Genomic DNA, 12117 nt, shown 5'->3' on the forward strand with positions numbered 1-12117 from the left:
CCGCCTCAGGCGGCGCCCCGTTGCAGGGCCTCGCAGACCGCCGTCGACTCCCGCACGCCGAGCTCCACCGACCGGCCGCAGTGCGCGATCCACCCCGCCACGCCCTCCGCCGTGCCCGAGGCGTAGCCGGCCAGCGCCGCCGCGTAGGAGGCGCGCCCCTGCTCGGCGTGGCCCACCTCCGCCGGGCAGATCGCCTTGGGGTCCAAGCCGCTGCCGATCAGCACGATCCGTTCCGCCGCCCGTGCGACCAGCCCGTTGCGGGAGCCGAAGGGGCGCAGCGCCAGCAGCTCCCCGTGCACCACCGCGGCCGTCACCAGCGCGGGCGCCGAACCGCCCGCGACGACCAACTCCGCCAGCCCGTCCAGCCGCGCGGCGACCTCGTCCGGCTCGGGCGACGGGAGTTCGACGAGGGGCTCGTCCACCGGCTCGCCCGGCAGGCGGGGGCGCCCCGCCGCGGCGCCCCGGTCCGGGGCGGCCACCAGGTGCAGTCGCGCCAGCACCCGCAGGGGGGACTGGCGCCAGACGGAGAGGAGTTGGCCCGCCTCGGCGGAGACCCGCAGGGCGGCGCCGACCGTGCGCGCCTGCTCCTCCACCCCGAAGTCGCTGCGCCGGCGCACCTCCTCCAGCGCCCAGTCCGCCCCCGAGAGCGCGGCCGAACCGCGCGCGCCCCGCAGTGCCGCCTCCGAGGCGACCTCGTTGCTGCGCCGCCGCATGACGCGGTGGCCGTAGGCGCGGTCCACCGCGCGACGGACCGCCGCCACGGATTCGGTCACCCGGGGCAGTTCCCCGAGGGCGGCCAGCGGATCGGGGCGGGCACCTGTCGTACTCATGAGTACGACCCTACGCACCCACCGGCCGCGCCCCACGATGGAGTGGTCTTCTTCACGCGTGTTCACGGTCGGGCGCCGGTCGACCAGTAGGCTTACTGAACATGAAAACTGCTTTCGTTGGGAAGGGCGGCAGCGGCAAGACCACCCTGTCCTCGCTCTTCGTGCGGCACCTCGCCGCGACCGGGGCGCCGGTCATCGCGGTCGACGCCGACATCAACCAGCACCTGGGCGCCGCCCTCGGCCTCGACGACGACACCGCGGCCCGGCTGCCCGCGATGGGCGCCCGGCTCCCGCTGATCAAGGACTACCTGCGGGGCTCCAACCCGCGGATCGCCTCCGCCGACACGATGATCAAGACCACGCCGCCCGGTGAGGGTTCGCGCCTGCTGCGCGTCCGCGAGAACAACCCGGTGTACGACGCCTGCGCCCGTCCCGTCGAACTCGACGGCTCCGCCGTGCGCCTGATGGTCACCGGGCCGTTCACCGAAGCGGACCTGGGGGTGTCCTGCTACCACTCCAAGACGGGCGCGGTGGAACTGTGCCTGAACCACCTGGTCGACGGGCGCGACGAGTACGTGGTGGTCGACATGACGGCCGGGTCGGACTCCTTCGCCTCGGGCATGTTCACCCGCTTCGACATGACCTTCCTGGTGGCCGAACCGACCCGGAAGGGGGTCTCGGTCTACCGCCAGTACAAGGAGTACGCACGGGACTTCGGGGTGACCCTCCGGGTCGTCGGCAACAAGGTCCAGGGCCCGGACGACGTCGACTTCCTGCGCCAGGAGGTCGGCGACGACCTGCTGGTGACCGTGGGCCACTCGGAGTGGGTGCGCGCCATGGAGAAGGGGCGCCCGCGCCGCTTCGAGCTGCTGGAGCCCGCCGACCGCACCGCCCTGCGCACCCTCAAGGACGCCGTCGACGCGACGTACGCCGCCCGCGACTGGGACCGCTACACCAGCCAGATGGTGCAGTTCCACCTGCGCAACGCGCGGTCCTGGGGCAACGGGCGGACCGGGGTCGACCTCGCCTCCCAGGTCGACCCCGCGTTCGTGCTGCGCGAGCAGCAGCCGGTGGGCTGAGGCCCGGGCGGGGCGGCACGCGCCCCGCCCCGCCCGGCGCCGCGCCGGCTCAGCGCTCCCCGTCGGCGGGCGCGCCGGGCACGCCCTTCGGGGCGGGCGCCGGCGGGGCCGAGAGGTAGGACGCCCAGCCGCCCTGCGGCGCCTGGCCGACCTTCAGGGTGCGCAGCCTGTCGAGCGTCGCGGGGTCCTGGGCGTCGAGCCAGTCGGCGAGTTGACGGAAGGACACGCAACGCACCTCCTTCTTGTTGCACACCGTCTCGATGGTCTCCTCGATGGCGCGCATGTAGGTGCCGCCGTTCCAGGACTGGAAGTGGTTGCCGATGATCAGGGGCGCGCGGTTGCCCTCGTAGGCGCGGTCGAAGCCCTGGAGGAGCCCGTCGCGCATCTGGTCGCCCCAGTACTCGTGCATCGACGGATCGCCCTGCGAGGTCGTGCCGGACTGGTTGACCATGAAGTTGTAGTCCATCGTCAGGGTCTCGAAGGACCGCCCGGGGACCGGGACCAGTTGCATGGACAGGTCCCACAACCCGTCCTTCTTCTTCGGCCACACCTGGTCGTTGACCCCGCTGGTGTCGTAGCGGAAGCCCAACTCCCGCGCGGCGGCCATGAAGTTCTTCTGCCCCTCCAGACAGGGGGTGCGGGCGCCGATGAGCTCCTTCTCGTAGTCGAACGGCAGGGGCTCGACGTCCTTCAGGCCGGCATTGGTCTTCCAGGAGGTCACGAAGGACTTGGCCTGGGCGATCTCGCTCTTCCACTCCTCCACCGACCACTCGCCGACCCCGCCGCTGCTCCCGCAGAAGTGGCCGTTGAAGTGGGTGCCGACCTCGTTGCCCTCCAGCCAGGCGCCGCGCAACTGCTCGACGGTGTCCCTGATCCCCTCGACGTCGTTGAAGCCGATGTCGGAGCTGCCGGCGTTGTGTTGGGGCGGGTCGTAGAGCTTCCGCTTCTCCTCCGGGAGCATGTAGACCCCGCTCAGGAAGTAGGTCATGGTGGCGTTGTTGGCCTTCGCCACCTTGCGGAAGTGCGAGAACAGTCGCTGACCGTCCTCGCCCGCGCCGTCCCAGGAGAAGACGACGAACTGGGGCGGGCGTTGACCGGGTTCCAGCCGTTCGGGGCGTGGCAGTTTCGGTTGGGCGCCGGTGAAGGCGGTGGAGCCGTCGCCGATCAGCCGGACCGCGGTCTTGGGCGCGGCGGCCGGTTTCTTCTCCGGGGCTGCGACCCGCTCGGCACCGGTGTGCTCGGCGTCGCCGCAGCCGGACAGGGCCACGGCGCAGGCCGCGGTCACGGCGATGCCCGCGGCGAACCTCTGGGTGGCGGCCATCCGCCCACCTTCTTCCTGTACGACAAATCTGGGCGCGGCCAAAGTCGCACGGGAATACCGATCCTTTTGTATGACAAGCCGACTAAATTACTCATTCACCCCTCCAGGTGATCGGATACCCCTTTTGATGCAGGTGTTCGGTCCCGTTCTTTACTCTGGATGACGATCCGTTTACCCAACGTTGATCCATCCCGCCGCTGCAACGCCGTGACCCCACGGCCGCGAGCCGCCCGCACCGCGCCCCCCACGGGCCCGGTCGGGCCCCTGTCCGCGACCGCGCCGCCCGGAGGAGACGGGACATGCCGACCACCCCCACCCCTTGCACCGGACCCCACGGTCCGCCCCCCGCACCCCACCGCCGATCCGCCCCTCGAAGCCCACCCGCTCGCCAGCGGGATCGGCGCCTTCCAACGCCACACCGCCCCCCTGGTCCGCGGCGAACTGGCCCGGCTCGCCCGCGAGGGGCAGCGCCCCTCCCAGCTCTTCCTCGCCTGCGCCGACTCCCGCCTGCTCACCTCGATGATCACTTCCAGCCGGCCCGGCGAGCTGTTCGTGGTACGCAACGTCGGCAACCTGGTGCCCCCGCCCGGCGCCGCCGGCGCCGACGACTCGGTGGCCGCCGCCATCGAGTACGCCGTGGACGTCCTGGAGGTCCGCTCCGTCACCGTCTGCGGGCACTCCGGCTGCGGCGCCATGCAGGCGCTGCTCGCGACCGACACCCCCCGGGAGGGCGGCCGGACCCCGCTGCGCCGCTGGCTGCGCCACGGCCTGCCCAGCCTGCACCGGATGCGCTCCGCCGACCCCGCGCCCCGACTCCGCGGGCGCCGCACCGCCCCGAGCGACCCGCTCGAACGGCTCTGCCTCACCCATGTGGTGCAGCAACTCGCCCATCTGCGCGCACACGAGTCGGTGGCCCGTCGGCTCGCCGACCGCTCCCTCGCCCTGTACGGGATGTACTTCCACGTGGGCGAGGCCCAGTCCTATCTGCTCGACCCGTGCGGAACCACCTTCACCCGAGTGGACGCACCGGAGGAACCACCCGACGGAACCCCCGTCGGGCACGGCACCGACCCCCTCGCGGCCGTCCCCCGCGGCTGACCGGAAGTCCGCCCCCGCCCGGCCCCACCACGGGCGGGGACACCCCCCGGACCACCCCCGTCACCCCCGTCACCCAGCCGAGAGGAACGTCACATAGGTCTAAACCAATTTCCTGCCAGCCCTTGTCAGCGCACCCCTGGTTCTGGTGAGCTGTGGCGCGGGACACAGCGGATCGGACCTCCTGGGAAAGGGAGAAGTCGTGAGCAACGAAAGCCTGGCCAACCTGCTGCGAGAAGAGCGCAGGTTCTCGCCTCCCGCGGAGCTGGCCGCGCACGCCAACGTCACGGCGGAGGCGTACGCGCAGGCCAAGGCTGACCGGCTCGGCTTCTGGGCCGAGCAGGCCCGCCGCCTGACCTGGGCGACCGAGCCCACCGAGACCCTGGACTGGTCGAACCCTCCGTTCGCCAAGTGGTTCCAGGACGGCAAGCTGAACGTCGCCTACAACTGCGTCGACCGGCACGTCGAGGCCGGCAACGGCGACCGGGTCGCCATCCACTTCGAGGGCGAGCCGGGCGACGGCCGTGCCGTGACCTACGCCCAGCTGAAGGACGAGGTCTCACAGGCCGCCCACGCCCTCACCGAGCTGGGCGTGCGCGCGGGCGACCGGGTCGCGGTCTACCTGCCGATGATCCCGGAGGCGGTCGTCGCGATGCTCGCGTGCGCCCGCATCGGCGCGACCCACTCGGTGGTCTTCGGCGGCTTCTCCGCCGACGCCATCGCCACCCGCGTCCGGGACGCCGACGCCAAGGTGGTCATCACCGCGGACGGCGGCTACCGCCGCGGCAAGCCGTCCGCCCTCAAGCCCGCCGTGGACGACGCGCTCACCCGGGTGGAGGGCGTCGAGAAGGTCCTGGTCGTCCGCCGCACCGGCGAGGACGTCGCCTGGACCGAGGGCCGCGACGTGTGGTGGCACGAGATCACCGGCCGCCAGTCCACCGAGCACGTCCCCGAGGCGTTCGACGCCGAGCACCCGCTGTTCATCCTCTACACCTCGGGAACCACCGGGAAGCCCAAGGGCATCCTGCACACCTCCGGCGGCTACCTCACCCAGGCCGCCTACACCCACCACGCCGTCTTCGACCTCAAGCCGGAGACCGACGTCTACTGGTGCACCGCCGACATCGGCTGGGTCACCGGCCACTCGTACATCACCTACGGCCCGCTCGCCAACGGCGCCACCCAGGTCATGTACGAGGGCACCCCGGACACCCCGCACCAGGGCCGGTTCTGGGAGATCGTCCAGAAGTACGGCGTGACGATCCTCTACACGGCGCCCACCGCCATCCGCACCTTCATGAAGTGGGGCGACGACATCCCGGCCAAGTTCGACCTGAGCAGCCTGCGGGTGCTCGGTTCGGTCGGCGAGCCGATCAACCCGGAGGCGTGGGTCTGGTACCGCAAGCACATCGGCGGCGACCGCTGTCCGATCGTCGACACCTGGTGGCAGACCGAGACCGGCGCCATGATGATCTCGCCGCTGCCGGGGGTCACCGAGACCAAGCCCGGCTCGGCGCAGCGCCCGCTGCCCGGCATCTCCGCGACCGTGGTGGACGACGAGGCGAACGAGGTCCCCGACGGGGGCGGCGGCTACCTGGTGCTCACCGAGCCGTGGCCGTCCATGCTGCGCACCATCTGGGGCGACGACCAGCGCTTCCTCGACACCTACTGGTCCCGCTTCGAGGGCACCTACTTCGCCGGTGACGGCGCCAAGAAGGACGAGGACGGCGACATCTGGCTGCTGGGCCGGGTGGACGACGTGATGCTGGTCTCCGGGCACAACATCTCCACCACCGAGGTCGAGTCCGCGCTGGTCTCCCACCCCTCGGTCGCCGAGGCCGCGGTCGTCGGCGCGGCGGACGAGACCACCGGACAGGCCATCGTGGCCTTCGTGATCCTGCGCGGCAACGTCGACGCCGAGGACGAGGGCCTCGTCGCCGCCCTGCGCAACCACGTGGGCGCCACCCTCGGCCCGATCGCCAAGCCCAAGCGCATCCTGCCGGTGGCGGAACTGCCCAAGACCCGGTCCGGCAAGATCATGCGGCGACTGCTGCGCGACGTGGCGGAGAACCGGGAGCTGGGCGACGTCACCACGCTCACCGACTCCTCGGTCATGGACCTCATCCAGACCAAGCTGCCGGCCACCTCCAGCGAGGACTGAGCCTCCGGCACGGCACCTCGTAAGGGGCGTACCGGCCCGTGAGCGCACTCCGCTCGCGCGCGCCGGACGCCCCTTCCGCGCGTAAAGTGCAGATCATCCAGTACGCCCGTCGGACCACCGGGTAAGCTGTACCGCGCGTCAAGGTCGCGTAAAGATCGCGGGGGACGCCCCATCGGGGTGCCACCGGACCGTCCGACCTCCTCGACGCGGCAGTACGGGTGCGCCGGGAAGTCTGGTCGGCAGCGCAGTCGGCGACCGCTGACTGGGCCGTCGAACACGACCTGGAGGTCTGCACCCCGTGGCCGCGCCCCGCACCCCCCGCAAGGTCCTCGGACGACTCTCGCTGCCCGAGCGGAACTTCGTCGCGGAAGCCCTGCGCACCGAAACGGTCGGCGGGGTCCTCCTGCTGGTCGCCGCGGTCACCGCCCTGGTCTGGGTGAACAGCCCGCTGAGCGACAGCTACCAGTCGGTGCGGGACTTCCACCTCGGGCCCGCCGCGCTCGGCCTGGACCTCTCCGTGCAGCACTGGGCGGCCGACGGCCTCCTCGCCGTCTTCTTCTTCGTCGCCGGCATCGAGCTCAAGCGCGAACTCGTCGCCGGTGACCTGCGCGACCCCAGGGCCGCCGTCCTCCCGGTGGTCGCCGCGCTGTGCGGCATGGCCGTACCGGCGCTGGTGTACCTGGTCACCAACCTCGCCGGCAGCGGCGACACCGGCGGATGGGCGGTGCCCACCGCCACGGACATCGCCTTCGCACTGGCCGTGCTGGCCGTCATCGGCACCTCGCTGCCGTCCGCGCTGCGCGCCTTCCTGCTGACGCTCGCCGTCGTCGACGACCTGTTCGCCATCCTCATCATCGCGGTGTTCTTCACCAGCGACCTGGACTTCGCCGCCCTCGGCGGCGCCCTGTTGGGGCTCGTCGTGTTCTGGCTGCTGCTGCGCAAGGGCGTCCGCGGGTGGTACGTGTACGTGCCGTTGGCCCTGGTCGTCTGGGGGCTGATGTACAACAGCGGCGTGCACGCCACCATCGCCGGGGTCGCCATGGGCCTGATGCTGCGCTGCACCCGCCGCGAGGGCGAGACGGTCTCCCCCGGCGAGCACATCGAGCACCTGGTGCGGCCCGTCTCGGCGGGGCTGGCCGTGCCGCTGTTCGCGCTCTTCAGCGCCGGGGTCCCGGTGTCCGGCGGGGCGCTCGCCGAGGTGTTCACCCAGCCCGAGACGCTGGGGGTGGTCCTCGGCCTGGTGCTCGGCAAGGCCCTCGGCATCTTCGGCGGGACCTGGCTCACCGCCCGCTTCACCCGCGCCTCCCTGAGCGAGGACCTCAGCTGGCCCGACGTGTTCGCGGTGGCCACCCTCGCCGGCATCGGCTTCACCGTCTCGCTGCTGATCGGGGAGTTGGCCTTCGCCGACGATCCGGCGCTCACCGCCGAGGTGAAGGCCGCGGTGCTCACCGGCTCCCTGATCGCGGCGCTCCTCGCCGCCGTCCTGCTGAAGGTCCGCAACGCCAAGTACCGTGCCCTGTGGGACGACGAGAACCGGGACGACGACCTCGACGGCATCCCCGACGTGTACGAGCAGGACAAGCCGGAGTACCACCTGCGCATGGCGGAGATCCACGAGCGCAAGGCCGCGGAGCACCGCAGGCTCGCGCGGGTGGCGGCCGGGGCGGGCGACCGGGACGACAGTCCGGCATGATCGGACATCACAGCGTCATCGCCGCACGGTGCGACGAGGGCGCCCGGTCGGCGCGCCCCACCCCGGAGCTGCCGCCGCCCTGACCGCACGTACCGGAACACCGGACAGAGGGAGTACGCGATGAGCGCACCGGAGGCCCCCGTGGGCGCCGAACGCAGCCTCGGCACGCTGGTGGCCAACGCCACCAGCGAGATGTCGGCGCTGGTGCACGACGAGATCGCCCTGGCCAAGGCCCAACTGCGGCAGGACGTCAAGCGCGGCGTGGTCAGCGGCGGCGCCTTCATCGCCGCCGGCACCGTGCTGCTGTTCTCACTGCCGATGCTGAGCTTCGCGCTCGCCCACGGCATCCAGGCGTGGAGCGGCTGGCACCTGTCCGTCTGCTTCCTGCTGTCGTTCGCCGCCAACGTCCTGGTCGCGGTGGTGCTCGGCTTGGTCGGCCTGGCCTTCGCCAAGAAGGCCAAGAAGGGCAAGGGGCCGCAGAAGGTCGCTGCCTCCGCCAAGCAGACCGCGGCGGTGCTCCAGCACGCCAGGCCGCACCCCCGGCCGGCCGCGGAGGACGAGTTCTTCGACGCACCCGAGCTTGTGGCACGCTCGTCCTCATGACCGACCCGGCCACCCCCTCGTCGCAGCAGCCCCCGCTCGTACGGATCGAGGGCCCCTGGACGCACCGCGACGTCGCCGCCAACGGGGCGCGCTTCCACATCGCGGAACTCGGCGAGGGGCCCCTGGTCCTGCTGCTGCACGGCTTCCCCCAGTTCTGGTGGGCCTGGCGCCACCAGCTGGTGGACCTCGCCGACGCCGGGTTCCGGGCGGTGGCGATGGACCTGCGCGGGGTGGGCGGCAGCGACCGCACCCCCCGCGGCTACGACCCGGCGAACCTCGCCCTGGACATCACCGGGGTGGTCCGCTCCCTCGGCGAGCCCGACGCCGCGCTGGTGGGGCACGGGCTCGGCGGCTACCTGGCGTGGACGGCGGCCGTGATGCGGCCCAAGCTGGTGCGCCGGCTCGCCGTCTCCTCGATGCCGCACCCCCGGCGTTGGCGGTCGGCGATGCTGTCGGACGTCCGGCAGACCGCGGCCGGCCGTCACGTCTGGGGGTTCCAGCGGCCCTGGCTGCCGGAGCGTCAGCTCGTCGCCGACGAGGGCGCCCTGGTAGGCGAGCTGATCCGGGACTGGTCCGGGCCCCGGATCGACGCCTTCCCCGACCCGGTGCTGGAGGCGTACCGGCGGGCGATGTGCATCCCGTCCACCGCGCACTGCTCGATCGAGCCGTACCGGTGGCTGGTGCGCTCCCTGGCCCGGCCGGACGGCTTCCAGTTCAACCGCCGGATGAAGCGCCCGGTGCGGGTGCCGACCCTGCACCTGCACGGTTCCCTCGACCCGGTGATGCGCACCCGCAGCGCGGCCGGCTCCGGGCAGTACGTGGAAGCGCCCTACCGCTGGCGGCTCTTCGACGGGGTGGGGCACTTCCCGCACGAGGAGGACCCGACGGGCTTCTCCCAGGAGCTCATCGGCTGGTTGAAGGACCCCGAACCGGACCGCTGAACACCCGTCCGACGCCCGGTCACGCGCCCCGCGCACGGGCCCGATTCGGTGCCGGGAGGGCGATTACCGTGCTCGGGGGCAGGGCACACGTCGGGTATGGGCTGGACGCACGACCACAGTGACACGGCTGCACGCGACGACCGCCGGGCCCTGCGCCCGCGCGGCGCGGGACCGCGGACGAGCGGGAGTCCCGGCGAGGCCATGGGCATCCCGCGCATCCTGCGCCGGCGCGCGCGCTGGGTCTCCGCCCGGCTGCGCCATCCGCGCAACTGACGCCCCCTCGGGGCGCTACAGCGCGCAGCTCTGGCTGTCCACCTGCTGAGCGGCGCTGCGGCCCAGTCGGACGTCCTCGCGGACCTCGTCCGCGGTGAGCGCGTACCCCGTGTCCGGGTCGTCCAGCGACTTCGCGAAGATGACCCCGTACACCCGCCCGTCCGGGGTCAGCAGGGGGCCGCCGGAGTTGCCCTGGCGCACGGTCGCGTACAGCGAGTAGACGTCCCGTCGGACGGTGCCCCGGTGGTAGATGTCGGGGCCGTTGGCGGTGATCCGGCCGCGCACCCGGGCGGGGCGCACGTCGTACGCGCCGTTCTCGGGGAAGCCGGCGACGATGGCCCCGGAGCCGCTCTCCGCCTCGCGGTCGGTGACGAACTGGAGGGCGGGCGCCTTCAGGTCGGGCACGTCGAGGACGGCGATGTCCCGTTCCCAGTCGTAGAGCACGACCTTGGCGTCGTACAGCCGTCCCTCGCCCCCTATCTGCACGGTGGGCTCCTCGACCCCGCCGACCACGTGGGCGTTGGTCATGACCCGCCGCTCGGCGAAGACGAAACCGGTGCCTTCGAGGACCTTGTTGCAGCTCTGCGCGGTGCCCAGGACCTTCACGATGGAGCGCTTGGCGTGGGCGGCGACCGCGCTCCGGGCGAGCTCCGGATCGGGCGGCCTGACCTCCTGGATCGGCTCGTTGGCGAAGGGGCTGAACACCTGGGGGAAGCCGTTCTGCGCGAGCACCGAGGAGAAGTCGGCGAACCAGGTGTCGGCCTGGTCGGGGAGCGCCCGGGAGACCCCGAGGAGGACCTTGGAGCTGCGGACCTCCTTGCCCACCGTCGGCAGGGTCGTGCCGGCGAGCGCCGAGCCGATCAGCCAGGCCACCAGCAGCATCGCCACCACGTTGACCAGGGCGCCGCCGGTGGCGTCCAGGGCGCGCGCCGGTGACCAGGTGATGTGGCGTCGCAGCCGGTTGCCGAGGTGGGTGGTGAACGCCTGGCCGACGGAGGCGCAGACGATGACGACCACCACCGCGACGACGGCCGCGGTGGTGCCGACCTCGGCGTCGTCGGTGGCGGCGTCCCAGACGACGGGCAGCAGGTAGACGGCGACGAGCCCGCCGCCGAGGAAGCCGATCACCGACAGGATGCCGACGACGAAGCCCTGCCGATAGCCGACCACGGCGAACCACACGGCTGCCACCAACAGCAGGATGTCGAGCACATTCACCGTTTCACGCCTCGCCTTGCCTCGCGGATCGTCGCCCCCGCGCCCGTCCCGCCACGGGACGTGTGCACGCGGACGCCCACTGTGTCACGCGCTCCAGTCCAGGGGGACGTGCCGGGAGGGGTCCCAGGGGCGTTCCCAGCCGGCGTAGTGCAGCAACCGGTCGATGACCCCGGCGGTGAACCCCCAGACCAGGGCCCGCTCGACGAGGAACGCGGGCCCGGAGTGCCCCATCGGGTGCACGACGGTGGCGCGTTTGTCGGGGTCCGTGAGATCCGCCACGGGAACCGTGAAGACCCGGGCCGTCTCCGCCGGGTCGACCACCCCGACCGGGCTGGGCTCGCGCCACCAACCGAGGACCGGGGTGACCACGAACCCGCTGACGGGGATGTAGAGCTTGGGCAGCACGCCGAAGACCTGCACCCCGGCGGGGTCGAGTCCGGTCTCCTCCCACGCCTCCCGCAGCGCGGCCCGCACCGGGCCGTCGCCCTGCGGGTCGCCGTCGGCGGGGTCGAGGACGCCGCCGGGGAAGGCGGGCTGGCCGGCGTGGGAGCGCAGCGAGCCCGCGCGCTCCATCAGCAGGAGTTCGGGGCCGCGCTCGCCCTCGCCGAAGAGGACCAGGACGGCGGACTGGCGGCCCCCGCCGTCCGCGGGCGGCAGGAAGCGGCTGAGCTGCGGTGGTCGCACGGTCTCGGCGGCCCGGGCGACCGGGGCGAGCCAGCCGGGCAGCCCCGCGCTGTCGACCGCGACCGTCGCCGGCTCCCGTCCACCGCCGTCGTCGGTGTGGTCGTCGCCCGTGTACGTCATCGGCACCCCCGGCACCCCCGTCTCCGTAGCAACAACGTGCGTGCGCCCCCGTATCGTTCCGGGCCCTCCCCTCCCCGTGCGGACGCTCCCCGGGCGGGA

At 72.5% G+C, this 12117-nt stretch carries 10 protein-coding genes and 1 pseudogene; 7 read left to right on the top strand and 4 right to left on the bottom strand.

From position 1 onward, the window contains the following. Positions 1 to 5 precede the first annotated feature (5 nt). The gene (locus tag ACSMX9_RS11845; RefSeq protein WP_445402222.1) at positions 6 to 830 is read right to left on the bottom strand and encodes an oxidoreductase; all 825 of its coding nucleotides are present in this window, start codon (positions 828 to 830) and stop codon (positions 6 to 8) included. 101 nt (positions 831 to 931) lie between these two features. Here ACSMX9_RS11845 and ACSMX9_RS11850 point away from each other — a divergent pair, with 101 nt between their 5' ends. Beyond that, on the top strand, positions 932 to 1909 hold the full coding sequence (locus ACSMX9_RS11850; RefSeq protein WP_445402224.1) for an ATP-binding protein: 978 nt from the start codon (positions 932 to 934) through the stop codon (positions 1907 to 1909). A gap of 49 nt (positions 1910 to 1958) precedes the next feature. On the opposite strand, the gene ACSMX9_RS11855 is transcribed toward ACSMX9_RS11850, so the two are convergent. After that, entirely contained in the window at positions 1959 to 3230 is a 1272-nt protein-coding gene (locus ACSMX9_RS11855) for a hypothetical protein (protein ID WP_445402226.1), read from the bottom strand. A 237-nt stretch (positions 3231 to 3467) separates the two neighbouring features. Here ACSMX9_RS11855 and ACSMX9_RS11860 point away from each other — a divergent pair. The 6 genes and pseudogenes from ACSMX9_RS11860 to ACSMX9_RS11885 form a co-directional block, all read left to right on the top strand. After that, positions 3468 to 4328 (top strand): annotated as a pseudogene (locus ACSMX9_RS11860) (carbonic anhydrase); the annotation flags it as partial. A gap of 199 nt (positions 4329 to 4527) precedes the next feature. After that, positions 4528 to 6486, top strand: coding sequence for an acetate--CoA ligase (gene acs, locus ACSMX9_RS11865; protein ID WP_445402228.1), 1959 nt, complete (start codon positions 4528 to 4530; stop codon positions 6484 to 6486). Positions 6487 to 6784: 298 nt separating this feature from the next. Next, positions 6785 to 8179 (top strand): Na+/H+ antiporter NhaA, encoded by a 1395-nt coding sequence (gene nhaA / locus ACSMX9_RS11870; RefSeq protein WP_445402230.1) that lies wholly within the window; start codon positions 6785 to 6787, stop codon positions 8177 to 8179. A gap of 120 nt (positions 8180 to 8299) precedes the next feature. Beyond that, complete coding sequence (locus ACSMX9_RS11875) at positions 8300 to 8782, top strand: phage holin family protein (protein ID WP_351238176.1); 483 nt, start codon at positions 8300 to 8302, stop codon at positions 8780 to 8782. Next, a complete protein-coding gene (locus ACSMX9_RS11880) occupies positions 8779 to 9723 on the top strand; it encodes an alpha/beta fold hydrolase (RefSeq protein ID WP_445402232.1) in 945 nt (314 codons plus the stop codon). The genes ACSMX9_RS11875 and ACSMX9_RS11880 overlap by 4 nt, the downstream gene beginning before the upstream one ends. Positions 9724 to 9819: 96 nt before the next feature. Beyond that, positions 9820 to 9996 (top strand): hypothetical protein, encoded by a 177-nt coding sequence (locus ACSMX9_RS11885; protein WP_351238172.1) that lies wholly within the window; start codon positions 9820 to 9822, stop codon positions 9994 to 9996. Positions 9997 to 10011: 15 nt separating this feature from the next. On the opposite strand, the gene ACSMX9_RS11890 is transcribed toward ACSMX9_RS11885, so the two are convergent. After that, the gene (locus tag ACSMX9_RS11890; RefSeq protein WP_445402234.1) at positions 10012 to 11214 is read right to left on the bottom strand and encodes a MarP family serine protease; all 1203 of its coding nucleotides are present in this window, start codon (positions 11212 to 11214) and stop codon (positions 10012 to 10014) included. Between the two features lie 84 nt (positions 11215 to 11298). Continuing rightward, on the bottom strand, positions 11299 to 12018 hold the full coding sequence (locus ACSMX9_RS11895) for an NUDIX hydrolase (protein WP_445402236.1): 720 nt from the start codon (positions 12016 to 12018) through the stop codon (positions 11299 to 11301). Positions 12019 to 12117 lie beyond the last annotated feature (99 nt).

It is taken from the genome of Streptomyces sp. LE64 (assembly GCF_052606915.1).